At 69.8% G+C, this 16589-nt stretch carries 16 protein-coding genes and 1 pseudogene; 8 read left to right on the forward strand and 9 right to left on the reverse strand.

The features are described from left to right. Positions 1-300: pseudogene (locus G3573_RS05970) on the forward strand (hypothetical protein); the annotation flags it as partial. 24 nt (positions 301-324) lie between these two features. Continuing rightward, complete coding sequence (locus G3573_RS05975) at positions 325-1230, forward strand: site-specific tyrosine recombinase XerD (protein WP_163260091.1); 906 nt, start codon at positions 325-327, stop codon at positions 1228-1230. On the opposite strand, the gene G3573_RS05980 is transcribed toward G3573_RS05975, so the two are convergent. After that, on the reverse strand, positions 1227-2357 hold the full coding sequence (locus G3573_RS05980; protein WP_163260093.1) for an acyltransferase: 1131 nt from the start codon (positions 2355-2357) through the stop codon (positions 1227-1229). The two genes, G3573_RS05975 and G3573_RS05980, sit on opposite strands and share 4 nt — an antisense overlap. Positions 2358-2572: 215 nt before the next feature. Here G3573_RS05980 and G3573_RS05985 point away from each other — a divergent pair, with 215 nt between their 5' ends. Next, the gene (locus G3573_RS05985) at positions 2573-3544 is read left to right on the forward strand and encodes an acetyl-CoA carboxylase carboxyltransferase subunit alpha (RefSeq protein WP_163260095.1); all 972 of its coding nucleotides are present in this window, start codon (positions 2573-2575) and stop codon (positions 3542-3544) included. After that, complete coding sequence (locus tag G3573_RS05990) at positions 3541-3837, forward strand: hypothetical protein (protein WP_163260097.1); 297 nt, start codon at positions 3541-3543, stop codon at positions 3835-3837. The genes G3573_RS05985 and G3573_RS05990 overlap by 4 nt, the downstream gene beginning before the upstream one ends. A 22-nt stretch (positions 3838-3859) precedes the next feature. On the opposite strand, the gene G3573_RS05995 is transcribed toward G3573_RS05990, so the two are convergent. From G3573_RS05995 to G3573_RS06015, 5 genes are all read right to left on the reverse strand, one after another. Beyond that, a complete protein-coding gene (locus tag G3573_RS05995) occupies positions 3860-4876 on the reverse strand; it encodes a beta-eliminating lyase-related protein (RefSeq protein ID WP_163260099.1) in 1017 nt (338 codons plus the stop codon). Between the two features lies 1 nt (position 4877). After that, positions 4878-5759, reverse strand: a complete 882-nt coding sequence (locus G3573_RS06000) for a mechanosensitive ion channel family protein (RefSeq protein WP_163260101.1) — start codon at positions 5757-5759, stop codon at positions 4878-4880. A 108-nt stretch (positions 5760-5867) separates the two neighbouring features. Beyond that, positions 5868-6863 carry an HlyD family efflux transporter periplasmic adaptor subunit gene (locus tag G3573_RS06005; protein WP_163260103.1) on the reverse strand — a complete coding sequence of 332 codons (996 nt, stop codon included), beginning with the start codon at positions 6861-6863 and terminating at the stop codon, positions 5868-5870. A gap of 20 nt (positions 6864-6883) precedes the next feature. Further along, entirely contained in the window at positions 6884-7606 is a 723-nt protein-coding gene (locus G3573_RS06010; RefSeq protein WP_163260105.1) for an ABC transporter ATP-binding protein, read from the reverse strand. After that, on the reverse strand, positions 7603-8745 hold the full coding sequence (locus G3573_RS06015) for an ABC transporter permease (protein ID WP_163260107.1): 1143 nt from the start codon (positions 8743-8745) through the stop codon (positions 7603-7605). Before G3573_RS06015 ends, G3573_RS06010 begins: the two co-directional genes overlap by 4 nt. Positions 8746-8895: 150 nt before the next feature. Here G3573_RS06015 and G3573_RS06020 point away from each other — a divergent pair, with 150 nt between their 5' ends. After that, positions 8896-10965 (forward strand): S46 family peptidase, encoded by a 2070-nt coding sequence (locus G3573_RS06020; protein WP_346427346.1) that lies wholly within the window; start codon positions 8896-8898, stop codon positions 10963-10965. 127 nt (positions 10966-11092) lie between these two features. Continuing rightward, positions 11093-13141, forward strand: coding sequence for a S46 family peptidase (locus tag G3573_RS06025; RefSeq protein WP_163260109.1), 2049 nt, complete (start codon positions 11093-11095; stop codon positions 13139-13141). Positions 13142-13316: 175 nt separating this feature from the next. Here the strand turns inward: G3573_RS06025 and G3573_RS06030 are convergent, their stop codons facing one another. Together G3573_RS06030 and G3573_RS06035 are read right to left on the reverse strand one after the other, a co-directional pair. After that, positions 13317-14114, reverse strand: a complete 798-nt coding sequence (locus tag G3573_RS06030) for a crotonase/enoyl-CoA hydratase family protein (RefSeq protein WP_163260110.1) — start codon at positions 14112-14114, stop codon at positions 13317-13319. 75 nt (positions 14115-14189) lie between these two features. Continuing rightward, positions 14190-14330, reverse strand: a complete 141-nt coding sequence (locus G3573_RS06035; RefSeq protein ID WP_163260111.1) for a hypothetical protein — start codon at positions 14328-14330, stop codon at positions 14190-14192. Positions 14331-14829: 499 nt separating this feature from the next. On the opposite strand from G3573_RS06035, the gene G3573_RS06040 reads away from it, so the two are divergent. After that, complete coding sequence (locus G3573_RS06040; protein WP_163260113.1) at positions 14830-15033, forward strand: DUF1289 domain-containing protein; 204 nt, start codon at positions 14830-14832, stop codon at positions 15031-15033. 90 nt (positions 15034-15123) lie between these two features. Further along, on the forward strand, positions 15124-15684 hold the full coding sequence (locus tag G3573_RS06045; protein WP_163260115.1) for a TIGR02281 family clan AA aspartic protease: 561 nt from the start codon (positions 15124-15126) through the stop codon (positions 15682-15684). Positions 15685-15756: 72 nt separating this feature from the next. On the opposite strand, the gene G3573_RS06050 is transcribed toward G3573_RS06045, so the two are convergent. Beyond that, a complete protein-coding gene (locus G3573_RS06050) occupies positions 15757-16476 on the reverse strand; it encodes a glycosyltransferase family 2 protein (RefSeq protein WP_163260117.1) in 720 nt (239 codons plus the stop codon). Between the last annotated feature and the right edge of the window lie 113 nt (positions 16477-16589).

The following is a 16589-nucleotide window of genomic DNA, read 5'->3' on the forward strand; positions in this document are numbered from 1 at the left end:
GCCCTGCTGCTGGCCGCCACCGGCGCGCCGATGACGCCCGGCGCCCGGGCCCAGTTCGCCGCCTTCGATCCGCCGGCCGGCAAGGCCAGTCCGGCGCGCCTGGCCGCGCTCTCCGACGCCGCCCGCGCCAAGCTGCCGGGCGAGACGGCGCTGTACGCCCTGTCGATCGCCCGCCAGCAGCCGAACGCCCTGTCCCTCGCCGACCGGGCCGCCGTCGTGCGCGCGCTCACCGACGCGGGCCTGAAGGAGGACGCCACGCGCATCGCCCTGGAAGGCCTGGTCGCCGCGCAAGGACGATGAGTCAGGGACGCTGAGCCAAGTCCGATGAGCGTATCCCCGAAGGTCGAAGCCTTCCTCGAAATGATGGCGGTCGAGCGCAACGCCTCGCCGCACACCCTGGCCGCCTATGAGCGCGACCTGGCCGACGCGGAAGGTTTCCTGGCCGACCGCGGCGGGCTGGAGAAGGCCGGAACCGAGGACGTGGAGGCCTGGTATCGGGACCTCGACCATCGCGGCCTGTCGGCCGCCACCGCCGCGCGCCGGCGCTCGGCCGTGCGCCAGTTCTACCGCTTCTGCCTGGGTGAGGGCTGGCGCCAGGACGACCCGTCCCGCCGGCTGGAGGCGCCCAAGCAGGGCCGCCCGCTGCCCAAGGTCCTGACCCGCGAGGAGGTCGACGGCCTGATCGCCGCGGCCGGCGCGCGCGACGGGGCGCAAGGCGCGCGCCTGGCCTGCATGATCGAGCTGCTCTACGCCTCGGGCCTGCGCATCTCCGAGCTGATGAGCCTGCGGCTGGACGCGTTGGCCCGCGATCCGGCCTACCTCGTGGTCAAGGGCAAGGGCGGCAAGGAGCGGCTGGCCCCGCTGAACGACGCGGCGCGCGCGGCGGTGAAGGCCTATCTGGAGGTCCGGCCGGGCTTCCTGCCCAAGGGCGACAAGGCCAATCCCTGGCTGTTCTGTTCGCGCGGGGCCGGCGGCCGGCTGAGCGCGCGCCGGTTCGCCCAGCTGCTGGACGCCGCGGCTATCGACGCCGGCGTCGATCCGGCCCGGGTCAGCCCGCACGTGCTGCGCCACGCCTTCGCCACCCACCTGCTGGAGGGCGGCGCGGACCTGCGGATCGTGCAGACCCTGCTGGGTCACGCCGACATCGCCACCACCCAGATCTACACCCACGTGGCCACCGACCGGCTGCGCGCCGTGGTCGAGAGCGCCCACCCGCTGGCGAAGGACTAGGCCGACGCGACGGCCAGCGTCCGGCGCGCCCGGAACAGCCGCCGGCCGGGCGCCTCGACAAAGCGGTGGGTCAGGGCGGCGGAGCCGATGCTGAGCGCCACGAACAGCACCGCATAGGCCAGGCTCCAGGCCGGCGGCAGGCGCTCCAGGTGGAAGGCGGTCTTCAGGCGCGGCAGGAAGGTCCAGAACACCATGAACCAGACCCCGTGCATCAGGTAGATCGAGTAGGAGATTTCGCCGAGATACTGGGGCGGCCGCGCCGCCAGCAGGCGCGCGAAGCCGGCCCGATTGTAGGCGCCCGCCAGCGCCAGCAGCGCGAACAACGGCGGCGCGACGAGGTCGTGCCAGCCCCAGTGAAACTTCATCGCCAGCAGCAGAAGCACGGCGACCACGGCCGCGTCGCTCGCCAGCCAGGCGCGCGCCCAGCCGCGCCGGTACAGCGCGTGTAGCCCGACCCCCATCGCGAAGCCGAACAGGCACCGGAAGAAGCCGTAGTCGAAGGTGATGTCCAGGTCGCCCGCCGGCAGCAGCAGGACCAGCGCGGCCAGCAGGAGATACCCCCCGATCAGAAGCAGCGCGCCGCTCCAGGCCCGGCCCGTCGCGGCCAGCAGCCCGATGCCGACGAAGTAGGTCCACCACTCCGCCCCGATCGACCAGGAGACGATGTTCCAGGACAGGTAGACGTGCTGGTTCATGGCGTTGGTCAGCAGGAAATTGCTGGGCAGCGCCTTGTCGGAAAAGAAGCTCTCGAGGCTGCCGTCGATGAGCGCGGGCTGAGACGCCGCCACCCACCGCGCAAAGACGATCAGCACCAGCAGGGTGAACAGGTGCAGCGGGTAGATGCGGAAGAAGCGGGCCTTCAGATACCCGAACGCCGTCCGCAGCTTCACGCCGCCGGCGAAGTCGGCCCCGTAGACGTGGGCGATGACGAAGCCGCTGAGGATGAAGAAGAAATCGACCCACAGGTAGCCGCCGGTGATCAGGCCGGTCCAGGCATGCGGGATCAGCGGGCCGAGATCCCGATAGAACAGGCTGACGTCGATGTGGAACAGCATCACCCAGACGGCGGCGACACCGCGCATGGCCGTCAGCGACGGCAAATAGCCGTCGGTCGTTTTCGAAGTCATCGCTCCCCCCCGGGGCCGCGCCATCTTCCGTAGCGGCGGCGGAGCTATCGGAAGCCATGATGACAGCGCTGTCAATTTAGATGAGCCCCGCGAACGGCCCGATGAAACCGAGCGCGGCGCCCAAAGCTTCCAGCCTCGGTACCGGACCGCTTGTGAGCCGCGGCGCTTGGGCCTAGGTTCCGGCGCTTGTTTTTGACGCTGCGTCAGGCTCCTGAATGATCGCGCCCGTGCGCCACTATCTCGAATTCGAGCGGCCGATCGCCGACCTCGAAGCCAAGATCGAAGAACTGTCCCGCCTGTCGGAGACCGCCGGCGCCGGCGCCTTCGACGCGGAGATCGCCGCTCTGCGCGCCCGGGTCGTGGACCTGCGCAAGGACGCCTACTCCAAGCTCGACCCCTGGCAGAAGACCCAGGTGGCGCGCCATCCGGAGCGTCCGCACCTGCGCGACTACCTGGCCGGCCTGATCGACGAGTTCGTCGAGCTGCGCGGCGACCGCTCGTTCGGCGACGACCAGGCGATCGTCGGCGGCCTGGGCAAGTTCCGCGGCCAGCCGGTCGTGGTCATGGGCCACGAGAAGGGCTGGGACACCACCACCCGCCTGAAGCACAACTTCGGCATGGCCCGCCCCGAGGGCTACCGCAAGGCGGTGCGCCTGATGGACATGGCCGAGCAGTTCGGCCTGCCGGTGGTCACCTTCGTCGACACCGCCGGGGCCTATCCGGGCATCGGCGCCGAGGAGCGCGGCCAGGCCGAGGCCATCGCCCGCTCGACCGAACGCGGCCTCACCCTGGGCACGCCGATGGTCGCGACGGTCACCGGCGAAGGCGGTTCGGGCGGCGCCATCGCGCTGGCCGCCGCAAATCGCGTGCTCATCCTGGAACATTCCATCTACTCGGTGATTTCCCCTGAGGGCGCGGCGTCCATCCTGTGGAGGGATGGTTCGCGCGCCAGGGACGCGGCAGCCGCCATGAAGATCACCGCCCAGGACCTGATCGGTCTCGGCATCGTCGACCGTATCGTCGAAGAGCCGACTGGCGGCGCGCATTCCGATCCCGAAACCGCTATCCGCAATGTCGGGGACGTGCTCGAGCAGGAACTTCGCATGCTCGCGCCGCTGTCCGCCGACGAACTCAGGAAGCAGCGCGCCGATCGGTTCTATGCGATCGGGCGTGCTGGATTGGCTTGAACGGCGAACTCATCGCACGACTGATCACGGCGGCCTGGTGGCTGCTGGCCGGCTTCTGGCTGGGCCTCCTGATCGCGGGCCAGGTCGGGGCGGTGCACGTCCCGGTCTGGGCCCTGCCCGTCCTCACCCTGGTGATCTGGGTGGCCTGCCGCTGCCCGAAATGCGCCCTGCCGGTGTTCTACCGGCCCAGCGGCCTGCCCGGGCGCTTCCGCATCCGCTGGCACTTCGCGCCGCCGGACCGGGCCTGCCCGCGCTGCGGCATGCGCTTCAAGGCGCGCAAGCCGGCCTGGTGAGTTTGCCTCGAGTAATTGGGGCCTACTGGCCGCGCGCCATGGCGAAGGCCAGTTCCTCAACGGTCTCTTCCGTGGTCGACCACGAACAGACGAACCGCACCGAACCGTCGTCGAACCGGTAGCAGGCCCAGCCCTCGGCCAGCAGGCGCTGGTGGGCGTCCTCGGGCATGCGCACGAACACGGTGTTGGCCTCGACCGGGTGGGCCAGCACGAAGCGGGTGCGCTTCACCACCGCCTCGGCCAGGCGCTCGGCCATCAGGTTGGCGTGGGCGGCGTGGCCTTCCCAGGCGCCGCTCTCCAGCAGGCCCAGCAGCGGCGCGGCGAGGAAGCGGGTCTTGGACGACACCTGGCCGGCCTGCTTCAGCCGGTTGTCCACGCGCCGGGCCAGCGACTTGTCGAACATGACCAGGGCCTCGGTGCACAGGCCGCCGGCCTTCGCCCCGCCCAGCACCAGCACGTCGACGCCCAGGCGGGCGATCTCGGTCAGGTCGAAGCCGGCCGCCGCCGCGTTGGCCAGGCGCGCGCCGTCCATGTGCACGCCGTAGCCCTTGGCCTTCACCGGCTCGATCAGCCGGCGCAGTTCGTCGACCGAGTAGACGGCGCCGTACTCCGTCGCCTGGGTCAGGGACAGGGCGGCCGGCGGCTGGCGGTGGCCGACGATCGGCTCGTCCAGAGCCGACTTCAGCGCCTTGATGTCGATCTTGCCGGAGAAGCCCGGCAGGCCGATCAGGCCGACGCCATGGCCGAAGAAGCCCGGCGCGCCGGTCTCGTCGGTGCAGACGTGGGCGGCCTGATGCGCCAGCACCGCCTCGAACGGCTGGGCCAGCATGGACAGGGCGATGGAGTTCGCCGCCGTGCCCGAGAACACGAACCGCACCTCGGCGTCGGCGTCGAGCTTCTGGCGGACCAGCTCGGCCGCGCGCGCGGTGTGGTCGTCGGCGCCGTAGGCCCGCTGGTAACCGGCGTTGGCGCGCACCAGCGCGTCGAGGGCTTCCGGCGCCATGCCGGCGGTGTTGTCCGAGGCGAAATCGTAACGCACTTCAGGCGGCCTTTCCGGCGGAGTGTTTCTCGACTTGAACTTGGTGCGGGTACGGGATGGACAGGCCCTCGCGCTCGAAGGCCTCCTTCACCGCGCGGATCAGGCCGGCCTTGGTCTCGAACCAGTCCGGCGTGTTCACCCAGGCGTGCAGGGTGATCACCACCGCCGAGTCCTTCAGCGCGGTCACCCCCGCCCAGGGGGCGGGGTCGGCCAGGACCTTGGGGTTGGCGGCGGCGGTCTGGCGCATGAGGTCGTAGACCTGCTGGATGTCCGCTTCGTACTCGACGTCGAAACTGAGCTCGATTCGGCGGCTGGGGTGAGCGCTGAAGTTGACGATGACGTCGCCCAGCACCTTCGAGTTCGGCGCGACGATCTTGATGTTGTCGCCGGTGGCCACCTCGGTCGTGAACAGGTCCAGCCGCCGCACCGTGCCAGTGCGCCCCGCCACCTCGATGACGTCGCCGACCTTGTAGGGGCGCAGGATCAGGAGCAGCACGCCGGCCGCCACGTTCGACAGCGCGCCCTGCATGGCCAGGCCGATGGCCAGAGAGGCGGCGCCAAGCACGGCGACGATGGAGGTGGTCTGCACGCCCAGGCGGTTCAGCACCGCCACCAGGCCGATGATGTAGACCGCCACGCGCACGACCTGGACGGCGAAGCCCTGAAGGGTGCGGTCGTTTCGGGTGGCACGGATGCGCTGCAGCGCCCGGCGGGTCAGGGCCACGGCCCAGCGCGCCACGAACCAGGTGGCGACCAGGATCAGCGCGGCGGTGACCAGGTTCAGCGCCAGGTCGCCGGCGGCGTCCGCCAGCTTCGGCAACAGACGGGCGTCCACGCCCAGGGTCGCGCTCGCCGCGGTCACGAGTTCGGAGGAAACGGCCATGGCGCAGGTCTTAGCGTCTCGGTCGCGGTTGTGAACCCTTCGACCGGTCGCAGCGACCGTTTAGCGGGTGTTTCCCGCTCCCTCGATCAAGGGAGCGGGAGCCTTGGATCAGCCCTTGGTCTGCGGCGCGGGCGCCGGCTTCGGCGGGACGCGCTTCACGCCGGCCGGGTGGCCCGGCTTCATGAACTTCACCAGCACGCGCTGGCCGATCAGGAAGGGCGCGCCGTCGGCCGAAACCACGACCTCGACCACGCGCGCGTCGGTGCGCTCGGACGGATCGTCGGACTGCAGCTTGCGGGCGCCGAACACGGCGGCGCGACGCAGCACCTTGCCGACAAAGACCTTGCTCTCGTCGGCCTCGGGGACGATCTCGACCTCCTGGCCGATCGACACCGCCGGCAGGGCGTCCTCGGTGATCTCGGCGCGCACGATGCGGGCCGCGGCCGGCTCGAGGTCGAACATGTTGGACACGTTCAGGGTCGAGGCGCCGGCGCCGGGGTTGGCGTAGCGGCGGGCGATCACGCCGTCGGCCGGAGCGCGAATGACGGTCAACTCGAGGTCGTAGACCGCCTCGTTATAGCGGGCCTGGGAGGCGGCGACGGCGGCGCGCTGGGCCGAGATCTGGGCTTCGAAGTCGCGGATCTGGTCCATCTGCGTGTCCAGCCGCTGCTTGGCCACGAAGTTGTTGTCCGACAGCTGCTTCATGCGCTGGTATTCGCGCTTGGCCCCGGTGAGCTTCACCTCCAGGACCTGGATCTGGGCCTGCGACTGGTTCATCTCGGCGCGGGCGCGCTCGACGGCCAGGCGCGGATCCTCGGCTTCCTGACGAGCCAGGACCTGGCCCTTCACGACGGTCTCGCCTTCCTGGACCAGCACCTCCTGGACGATGCCGGCCCGGCGGGCCGCCACCTGGATGATGCCGCCTTCGACGTCGGCCTTGCCCTGGGCGATGGCCGCGTAGGGGCTCTCGACCGGTTTCACGGCCGTGGCGGCGGCCTTCTGCTTCTTGGCCTGAGCCTGCTGGCCCATCAGGAAATAGCCGCCGCCGCCGACGACGGCGACGAACAGGACGATCCAGAAGAACTTGCTGCGGAAGATGCCCATGGTCGGTCTCTATCCTGAATTCAGTGCCCGGCCGGGCCCGTCGGGGCCCCCGGCGCGCGGCGGACGTCGTCGAGGATGCGACCGTCCTCGATGTGGATGATGCGGTCGGCGAAGGCTTCGAGGCGCGGGTCGTGGGTCACGCAGATCACCGCCGCGCCGTGTTCGGTCGCCGCCCGCCGCAGCAGGCGGATGACGATCTGGCCGTTCTCGCCGTCGAGCGCCGAGGTCGGTTCGTCGGCGAACAGCAGCTGCGGGTCCTTGGCGAGCGCGCGGGCGATGGCCACGCGCTGCTTCTCGCCGCCGGACAGCTCGGACGGGCGCTGGTTCATGCGCGGGCCCAGGCCCACCTCCTCCAGGGCGGTCTTCGCCTTGGCGCGGGCGGCGTCCGGGGTCAGCCCCTTGTACTTCAGCACGGTCTCGACCTGCTGACGCGCGGTCAGCGACGGGAACAGGTTGAAGCCCTGGAAGATGAAGCCGCAGTGGTCGAGGCGGAACTTGTCGATGCGGCCCGACGACAGGCCCCACAGGTCCTGGTCCAGGGCGCGCACGTGGCCGTGGTCCGGGCGCAGCAGGCCCGACAGGGCGGCGACCAGGGTCGACTTGCCCGAGCCGGACGGGCCCATGACCATGGTCACTTCGCCATGGTTGGCCTCGAAGTCGACCGACTTCAGCACGTCGATGGTGGACCGGCCGGTCTTGAAGCTCTTCTTCAGACCCTTGGCGGTGAGGGCGGCACGGCTCATCGCAGCAGATCCGCAGGTTGGCTTTTCTTGAGGACGCCGAGCGACAGCAGGCCCGACAGGAGGGCGATCAACAGCAGCAGGATGCTGACCAGGATCACCGACCACATCGGATAGGCCAGCGGCAGCCCGCCCATCGCCGCCAGGCGGGTGACGCCGGCGGTCAGCAGCGCGGTGACGCCGAGACCGGCGACCCCGACCCAGAAGCTGAGCTCGACGACGATGCGGCGCAGCGAGCCCATCGACACGCCCAGCGCCCGCAGCGAGGCGAACTCCTTGATGTTGGCGAAGATGGCCCCGCGCAGGGTCATCCAGGTGATGCCCACGCCGATGAGGAAGCCCAGCGCCACCGAGAAGCCCAGCATGATGCCGATGAAAGCCTCGCCGGTGAGCAGCTGCTTCTCGTTGGCGTCGGCCAGCTCGCCGCGGGTCCAGGCCCGGTACTTGCCGCCGCTGGAGGCGTTCAGCGCGTCGCGCACCGCCTCGGCCCGGCTGGGATCGGAAATCTTGACCATCAGCGGCCCGACGCGGTCGCCGGTCGAGGCCATGTCGAGCAGGCGCAGGGTGCCGCGCGACACGACCAACTGCGGCTGCATCATGTTCGGATAGCCGGTCAGGATCGCCTTGATGCGAATGGTGCGTCCGTTCAGCGAGGCCTTGTCGCCCAGCTTCACGCCCAGGCGCTTCAGGGCCGACTCGTCGACGGCCACGGCATAGGGCTCGAGCAGGGCCTCGCGCACGCTCTCGGGATAGTCGACCGGCAGGGTCGCGGCGCCGGGCACCGGATCCACCGAGGTGACCTGGACGAACTCGCGCTTACGCTTCTCGTCGCCCTTCACTTCGTTCTGGAACAGGCCGCCGCCGCCGTCGAGGTCGGCCACCTCGACCACCTCCGGGTTCATGTAGATCTGCGGCATGAGCCGGCGCGGCAGGCCGTTGCCGCCGTTGATCAGGCTTTCCGACTTGGGGGCCAGCACCATGATGTCGGCGCGCGAGCGGTCGATCGCGGCGGTGAAGGCGCGGCCGATGCCCGAGAACATGCCCACCTGGGCGAGCACCAGCAGGCCCGAAAAGGCCAGAGCCACGATCGCCGCGGTGTAGCGGCGCCATTCATAAATCAACGTCGATAGCGCGAGCGACATCCGCGACCACCCCCCATGGCGCGACTTGTGACCTTAAGTGGGCCCACGGCAAAGTTAAATCCGGGTAACGAGTTGCGCGCCAGTGCCCACTGGCGGACCGGCCCGAAGCCGCGCTAAGCCGTCGCAAACACCCCGTCGGGAGGGACTTTCGTGCAAACCCTGAAATCCTGGCTGGCCGCGGGCGCGGCCTTCGCCCTGTCGGCCGTCGCGTCCGGCGCCTCCGCCGAAGAAGGCATGTGGACCTTCGACGCCGCCCCGGTCGCCCAGATCAACGCCGAGCTGGGCACGCATGTGGACCAGGCCTGGCTGGACAAGGTGCGCCTCGGGTCCGTGCGGATCGGCGGCTGCTCGGCCTCGCTGGTCTCCTCCGAGGGCCTGGTGCTGACCAACCAGCACTGCGTGCGCGCCTGCGCCCAGACCTTCTCCACGCCGGAGCGCGACGTGGTGCGCGAAGGCTTCTTCACCACCGGCCGCGAGGACGAGCGGGTCTGCCCGGGCCAGACCGCCGAAATCCTGCTGGAGATCGTCGACGTCACCCCGCGGGTGACCGGGGCCGCCGCCGGCAAGACCGGCCAGGCCTTCGTGAAGGCGCGCGACGCCGAGATCGGCCTGATCGAGAAGGAAGGCTGCGGGACCGACGCCAAGCTGCGCTGCCAGGTGATCTCGCTGCACCGCGGCGGCCAGTACAAGCTCTACAAGTACCGCAAGTACGCCGACGTGCGCCTGGTCTACGCGCCCGAGGCCCAGGCGGTGGTGTTCGGCGGCGACCCGGACAACTTCAACTTCCCGCGCTACGCGCTGGATGCCGCCTTCCTGCGGGTCTACGAGGACGGCAAGCCGGCCAAGACGGCAAACCACCTGAAGTGGAACCCGCGCGCGCCGAAGCCGGGCGAGCCGACCTTCGTGGCCGGAAACCCGGGCTCGACCTCGCGCCTGAAGACGGTCGCCCAGCTGGACGCCGAGCGCGACTGGATGCTGCCGGCGACCATCAAGCGCCTGTCCGAGCTGCGCGGCCGGCTGATCCGCTACGCCGAGGAGAGCGACGACCACCGTCGCCAGACCCGCGACGCCCTGCGCGGCGTGGAGAACAACCTGAAGCGCTCCTACGGCATGCACCAGGCGCTGGCCACGACCAGCTTCATGGACGCCAAGCGGACCGAGGAAGCCAAGTTCCGCGCCCAGGTCGCCGCCGATCCGGCGCTCGCCGCCACCGGCGACCCGTGGAGCGAGATCGCCGCCCTGCAGGACGACGTCGCGATCCTGCTGCCGCGCTACGAGCAGCTGGAGAGCCAGGCCGGCCAGGGCTCGGCCCTGTACGGCTACGCCCGCACCCTGGTGCGCGCCGCCCAGGAAAAGACCAAGCCGAACGGCGAGCGCATGCTCGACTACACCGAGGCGCGCCTGCCCCTGGCCGAGAAACGCACCCTGGACCCGCGCCGGATCGAGCCGGAGCTGGAGACGCTGTACCTGGCCTTCTGGCTGAACAAGACCCGCGAAGCGCTGGGGACCGACGCCCCGTCCGTGCAGACCATGCTGGGCAAGGAGTCGCCCGAGGCCATGGCCGCGCGCATGGTGGCCGACAGCAAGCTGGGCGACCCGGCCGTGCGCGCCGCCCTGTGGGCCGGCGGCCTGGACGCGATCAAGGCGTCCGACGACCCGCTGATCCAGTTCGTGCTGAAGACCGACGCCGACGCGCGCGCCGCCCGCTCGGCCTGGGAGGAGCGGGTCGAGGGCCCGACCGACCGCGCCGCCGAGCGCCTCGCCCTGGCCCGCTTCAAGGTCTACGGCGACAAGGTCTATCCGGACGCCACCGGCTCGCTGCGCCTGTCCTACGGCCGGATCGCCGGCTGGAAGGACGGCGACCGCGAGGTCGCGCCGACCACCAACGTGGCGGGCCTCTATGAGCGCGCCACCGGCGCGGCGCCGTTCGAGGTCTCGGCCAAGTTCGCCGAGCGCAAGGCGCAGCTGGACCCGACCACGATCTTCACCGTGGCCACCACCAACGACATCATCGGCGGCAATTCCGGCTCGCCGCTGATCGACGCCAAGGGCGAGGTGATCGGGGCGGTGTTCGACGGCAACCTGCCCTCGCTGGGCGGCGCCTACGGCTATGACGGCACGACCAACCGCACGGTCGCGGTCTCGGCCGCCATGGTCCAGCAGGCCCTGCTGAAGCTCTACGACCAGCCGCATCTGGTGAAGGAGCTGAACGCCAAGTGAGGCGCGCCCGCGGACCGCGGGCCTCCCAACATTACGTAACGGTAACGCGGGCGCTCTTCGGGCGCCCGCGTTTTTGTCTTAGGACGCAGGACAAAGCCCGGCCGCAGGCCGCCCAGGGGGAAGATCCATGCGTCTGACCAAGCAACTTCTCGCGACCGTCGCCGCCGCCGCTGTGGCGGGCGTCGCCAGCGCCGCCCACGCCGATGAAGGCATGTGGACGCTCGACAACTTCCCCTCGGCCAAGGTGAAGCAGACCTACGGCGTCAACGTCGACCAGGCCTGGCTGGACCGGGTGCGCGGCGCGGCCGCCCGCATCCCGGGCTGCTCGGCCTCGGTAGTGTCCTCCGACGGCCTGATGCTGACCAACTATCACTGCGTCACCCACTGCGCGCAGGACCTGTCCACCGCCCAGCAGGACTATCTGAAGGCCGGCTTCCTGACCGCCACCCGCGAGGAGGAGAAGCGCTGCGCCGGCATGACCGCCGAGATCCTCGAAGGCATCACCGACGTGACCGCCAAGGTGAAGGCGGCCGGCGAGGGCAAGAGCGGCTCCGACTTGGTGCAGGCGATCTCGACCGCCACCTCGGCGATCGAGAAGGAGAACTGCGACGGCCAGGCCGGCGTGCGCTGCCAGGTGATCAGCTTCTACGGCGGCGGCCAGTACAAGCTCTACAAGTACCGCCGCTACGAGGACGTGCGCCTGGTGTTCGCGCCGGAATTCAAGACCGGCTTCTTCGGCGGCGATCCGGACAACTTCAACTTCCCGCGCTTCAACCTCGATATCGGCTTCCTGCGCGTCTACGCCGACGGCAAACCAATCTCGACGCCCAATCACCTGAAGTGGAACCCGGCCGCGCCGAAGGCCGGCGAGCCGATCTTCGTGGCCGGCAATCCGGGCTCGACCCAGCGCCTGCTGACCGTCGGCCAGCTGGAGACCCTGCGCGACTTCACCCTGCCATTCTCGCTGGTGAACACCGCCGAGAAGCGCGGCCGCCTGATCGGCTTCTCGCAGCAGTCGGCCGAGAACGCCCGCGTCGCCCAGGACCCGATCACCTTCCTGGAAAACAGCCACAAGGTGAGCTGGGGCAAGCTGAAGGCGTTGTCCGACAAGGCCTTCTTCGGCACCAAGCAGCGCGAGGAGCAAGACCTGCGCTCGAAGACCGCCGACCAGAAGCCGTGGACGGACATCGAGGCGGCGCAGGCCGCCTACCGCGACCTCTACCTGCCCTACTACTTCCTCGAGTCGAACGCCGGCGACGCCTCCAAGCTGTACGGCTACGCCCAGACCATCGTCCGCGGTGCGACTGAGCGGACCAAGCCGGCGGCCGAGCGGCTGGGCGGCTACGACGACGCGGCCCTGGCCCGCATGGGCCGCAACCTGTCGGCCGAGACGCCGGTGCAGGCCGGGCTGGAGGAGCTTTACCTGTCGTTCTGGCTGTCGAAGGCGCGCGAGCACCTGACCGCCGACGACGCCGTCACCAAGCTGCTGCTGGGCCGCGAGAGCCCGGAAGCCAAGGCCGCGCGTCTGGTGGCCGGCAGCAAGCTGGCCGACCCGGCCGTGCGCAAGGCGCTGTGGGAAGGCGGGATCGACGCCGTGCGCGCGTCGGACGACCCGCTGATCCAGTACGTGCTGAGCCTCGACCCGGCCGCCCGCGAGGCGCGCGCCGCCTGGGAGAGCCGCGTGACCGGCCCGACCGCCAAGGCCGCCGCCGACGTCGCCAAGGCCCGCTTCGCCGCCTACGGCGACGCCATCTACCCGGACGCCACCTTCTCGCTGCGCCTGACCTACGGCTCGGTGAAGGGCTGGACCGAGCGCGGCCAGCCGATCGCGCCGTTCACCGAGATCGGCGGCCTCTACGCCCGCAACACCGGCCAGGCCCCGTACGACCTGCCGCCCAGCTGGCTGGCGGCGGAAGCGAAGATCGACAAGAAGGTCGTGTTCAACTTCTCAGGCACCGGCGACATCATCGGCGGCGCCTCCGGCTCGCCGACGCTCAACGCCAAGGGCGAGGTGATCGGGGCCGTGTTCGACGGCAACATCCACTCGCTGGGCGGCGCCTACGGCTACGACCCGGTGCTGAACCGCTCGGTGCACGTGGCCGCCTCGGGCGTCCAGGAAGCCCTGCTCAAGGTCTACGGCCGCGACGCGCTGGTGAAAGAGCTGAACGCGAAGTGAGCTGAATCTCCTCCCCCGTGAAGCGCAGCGGAACGGGGGAGGGGGACCGCCGAAGGCGGTGGAGGGGGGGGAGCCTCAGGCGCGCCCCTTTTTCTTTGTCCCTTCACAGCCGTTCGCCCCCTCCACCACGCTTCGCGTGGTCCCCCTCCCCCGCTGCGCAGGGGAGGAGAAAGAGCTACGCCCCCCGGAAGTCCGGCTTGCGGCGCTCGACGTGGGCGCTGACGCCTTCGTGGTGGTCGGCGGTCAGGTGGGCCAGGGCCTGGGCCGCGGCGGTGGTCTCCAGCAGGGCCTCGAACGAGCCCTCGCGGCCCTGACGCAGCAGGGCCTTGGTCAGGCGCAGCGCGTGCGGGGCCTGGGCGGCGATCTTCTCGGCCATGGCAAAAGCCTCCTCCATCAGCCGCTCGTGCGGGACCACCCGGTTGACCAGGCCCCAGCGCTCGGCGGTGTCGGCGTCGATCAGGTCGCCGGTGAACAGCAGCTCAGCCGCGCGCGGATAGCCGACCAGCCGCGGCAGCATCCAGGCGTCGCCGTCGCCGGGCAGGATGCCGAGCTTCAGGAACGGCACGCCGAAGCGCGCCTGGTCGGAGGCGATGCGGATGTCGGCCAGACCCGCAAGGCCGCAGCCCAGGCCCACGGCCGGCCCGTTGACGGCGGCGATCAGCGGCACGTCCAGGGCGTACACCGAGCGCACGATGCGGTGGACGATGCGGCGATAGCGGTCGCGGAGCGCCAGGCCGTCGCCCTCGAACAGGTCGGTCCTGGCCTGCATGGCCTTCACGTCGCCGCCGGCCGAGAAGGCCCGGCCCGCGCCGGTGATCACCGCGCAGCGCACCTCGCGGTCGGCGTTCAACTGTTCGCAGGCGGCGGCGAAGGCCTCGCCGTCGTCCAGCTCGGGAATGGCGTTGAGCTTGTCGGGGCGGTTCAGGGTCAGGAGGGCGATCGGCCCCCGGCGTTCGATCTGGATCAGGCCCATGCCCTCGCTCCGCATACGAAAACCCCGGCCTTAGAGGCCGGGGCTGAACGCTGCAAGAACATAGACCAATACGGTCTAGCGCGGTTTGCGCGGGAGCGGACTGAAGTCTAGCGGCTTACCAAAAAGCCTGTCCTTGCCCTTGGAGCCGACCAGCAGCCCTCCCAGCAAGGCGAACGAGAACATCGCGTGCTGCATGTTCTTGTCTTTGTCTTTCATCGGCGTCTCCTAAGCCAGCCGGTAAAGCCAGTAAGAGACACGTCGCGGCTCCCAGGGACTTTCACCCTCCCAGTCGTCTGGCGCGTCGACACTCACTCTGGCGCCGCGCGCGAAATTGACAAGAATTAATCCGGGTTCGGAGCAAAAAACATCGATTTCTGCACGGCGAATTTCCAAATTTCGATTGCAGAACAATCAGGTATGAAAATCCCAACGCGCACACGGACGCGCACTTCAGCGCGAAAGCGCGAATTCAGGTCACCGCAGGTCCAGGCGCCGCGCCGCGCGGCGCGCAAAAAAAAATAGCCCCGGCGGAAGCCGGGGCTTTGGAGGAACCAGCAAGAACACGTACGCCGGGATGCTCGATACAACCACCGACGCCGTTGAGAACAACCTCGCTCGCCGCCTTCGCCACTACAAGTTAAATCCCTGAAAGGCTTGCCGTCCCGGCACACAAAAACTTAGATGGCCCCCAAACTATCTGCGATAACTTACGCACATGAGCCCGGTCCCCGCCCCCATCGTCACCCCGTGCGTGAAGGTCTGCGCCGTCGACGGCGAGAGCGGCCTGTGCCTGGGCTGCTTGCGCACCCTGCCGGAGATCGCCGGCTGGGCGAAGCTGACCGCCGAGCGCCGGGCCGAGATCATGGCTGAACTGCCCGCCCGGCGGAGCCGGATCGACCCCCGCAAGCTGGGGCTTTGATTCACGACTCGACAACCTCTGATTCACCGGATGCAAACCCCAGGCGGCTAGGTTGCGCGGGCGCCGAGAAGCGGCGTCACGAGAGTCCGCATGCTCAAGAACGCCGCCGTCATCGCCGCCGCCGCCGTCGTGTCCGCCCTGGGCGCCGGGGGAGCCGTGGTGGCTCTGGACTCGGTTTACGATCTGCCGCGCGTCAGCATTCCCTTCGCCGCCCCGCTGGTCTCGGTCGAGGAGCAGGCGACCGCTTCGGCCGAACCGATGGTCGAGACCGCTTCGACGACCTCCGCCGCCGCGGCCATCACCAAGGCCAAGGACGGGCACTTCTGGGCCGAGGCGACCGTGGAGGGCCGGCACGTCCGCTTCCTGGTCGACACCGGCGCGACCACCGTCGCCCTGACCGCCGTCGACGCCAAGCGCCTGGGCATCGACGCCTCGCGCCTCGACTACAGCCATCCGGTGAAGACCGCCGCCGGCGAGATCCGCGCCGCCCTGGTCGAACTCGACTACGTGTCGGTGGCCGGCGCGCGCGTGGAGAAGGTCCAGGCCCTGGTCATGGAGAAGGGCCTGGAGACCTCGCTTCTGGGCATGAGCTATCTGGGCCGCCTGTCGCGGCTGGAAGCCACCCCGGATTCGATGATCCTGCGCTCGTAAGAGCGCGACAGCCGAAAGTGGACGCCGGTATCGGCGACCGTCGCGCTCCACTTTAGAGCACGACAGCCGGGCTCAGACCTCGACCGCGCCGCCCGGATTGCGGGCGCGCGAGCGCAGCCACATCACCCCGGCCAGATCCGAGAAGGCCGCCCACAGCCGGCCCAGGTTCGTGTACTTCGACGCACCCGTGGTGCGCGGGCGATGGCCGACGTCCTCGAAGCGCACCTGGTAGCCCTCGCGGATCATCAGCGCCGGCAGGTAGCGGTGCATGTGATCGAAGTAGGGCAGCAGCAGGAAGGACTCGCGGCGGAAGGCCTTCAGGCCGCAGCCGGTGTCGTCGGCCTGGTCGTTCAGCAGCTTCTTGCGGATGCCGTTGGCCCAGCGCGAGGCGTAGCGCTTGGCGGCGCTGTCCTGGCGCTTGGCGCGGCGGCCGCCGACCAGGGCGACCTCGCCCGGCGCGGCCTTCAGGGCGTCGGCCAGCTTGGGCGCGTCGGCCGGCGGGTTCTGACCGTCGCCGTCCATGGTCACCACGATCGGGCCGCGCGCGGCCAGCACGCCGGTGCGCACCGCGCGGCTCTGGCCGGCGTTGGACTTGTGGGTCAGCACCCGCAGGCGCGGCAGCTCGGCCTTCAGCGCCTCGAGTTCGGCCAGGGTCGCGTCACGGCTCGCGTCGTTGACGAAGATCATCTCGTAGTCGCGGCCGTCGAACGCGGCGGCGATCTCGCGCGCCAGCGCGGCGGCGGCGCCTTCTTCGTTGTAAACCGGGACGACGATCGAGGTTTCGGGCGACATAGATGCCTCTGAGTTCCCGGCGCTATTACCGCGCTTTCAGGCTAGGTGGAAACCGGCCGGCCGCGCGGAAAGCGCGGCAAATTGTAAAATAGAGGGCGCGCGCCGGGCGCAAT

This window comes from Caulobacter sp. 17J65-9 (assembly GCF_010975005.1).
GTDB lineage: Bacteria > Pseudomonadota > Alphaproteobacteria > Caulobacterales > Caulobacteraceae > 17J80-11.

What these genes read in the sequence shown, in the direction of transcription:
- G3573_RS05975 (WP_163260091.1), top strand. Translation starts at nt 325, where the DNA reads ATGAGCGTATCCCCGAAGGTCGAAGCCTTCCTCGAAATGATGGCGGTC.
- G3573_RS06035 (WP_163260111.1), bottom strand. Translation starts at nt 14,330, where the DNA reads ATGAAAGACAAAGACAAGAACATGCAGCACGCGATGTTCTCGTTCGCC.
- G3573_RS06040 (WP_163260113.1), top strand. Translation starts at nt 14,830, where the DNA reads ATGAGCCCGGTCCCCGCCCCCATCGTCACCCCGTGCGTGAAGGTCTGC.
- G3573_RS06010 (WP_163260105.1), bottom strand. Translation starts at nt 7,606, where the DNA reads ATGAGCCGTGCCGCCCTCACCGCCAAGGGTCTGAAGAAGAGCTTCAAG.
- G3573_RS06005 (WP_163260103.1), bottom strand. Translation starts at nt 6,863, where the DNA reads ATGGGCATCTTCCGCAGCAAGTTCTTCTGGATCGTCCTGTTCGTCGCC.
- G3573_RS06030 (WP_163260110.1), bottom strand. Translation starts at nt 14,114, where the DNA reads ATGGGCCTGATCCAGATCGAACGCCGGGGGCCGATCGCCCTCCTGACC.
- G3573_RS05980 (WP_163260093.1), bottom strand. Translation starts at nt 2,357, where the DNA reads ATGACTTCGAAAACGACCGACGGCTATTTGCCGTCGCTGACGGCCATG.
- G3573_RS06000 (WP_163260101.1), bottom strand. Translation starts at nt 5,759, where the DNA reads ATGGCCGTTTCCTCCGAACTCGTGACCGCGGCGAGCGCGACCCTGGGC.
- G3573_RS05985 (WP_163260095.1), top strand. Translation starts at nt 2,573, where the DNA reads ATGATCGCGCCCGTGCGCCACTATCTCGAATTCGAGCGGCCGATCGCC.
- G3573_RS06050 (WP_163260117.1), bottom strand. Translation starts at nt 16,476, where the DNA reads ATGTCGCCCGAAACCTCGATCGTCGTCCCGGTTTACAACGAAGAAGGC.
- G3573_RS06015 (WP_163260107.1), bottom strand. Translation starts at nt 8,745, where the DNA reads ATGTCGCTCGCGCTATCGACGTTGATTTATGAATGGCGCCGCTACACC.
- G3573_RS06025 (WP_163260109.1), top strand. Translation starts at nt 11,093, where the DNA reads ATGCGTCTGACCAAGCAACTTCTCGCGACCGTCGCCGCCGCCGCTGTG.
- G3573_RS06045 (WP_163260115.1), top strand. Translation starts at nt 15,124, where the DNA reads ATGCTCAAGAACGCCGCCGTCATCGCCGCCGCCGCCGTCGTGTCCGCC.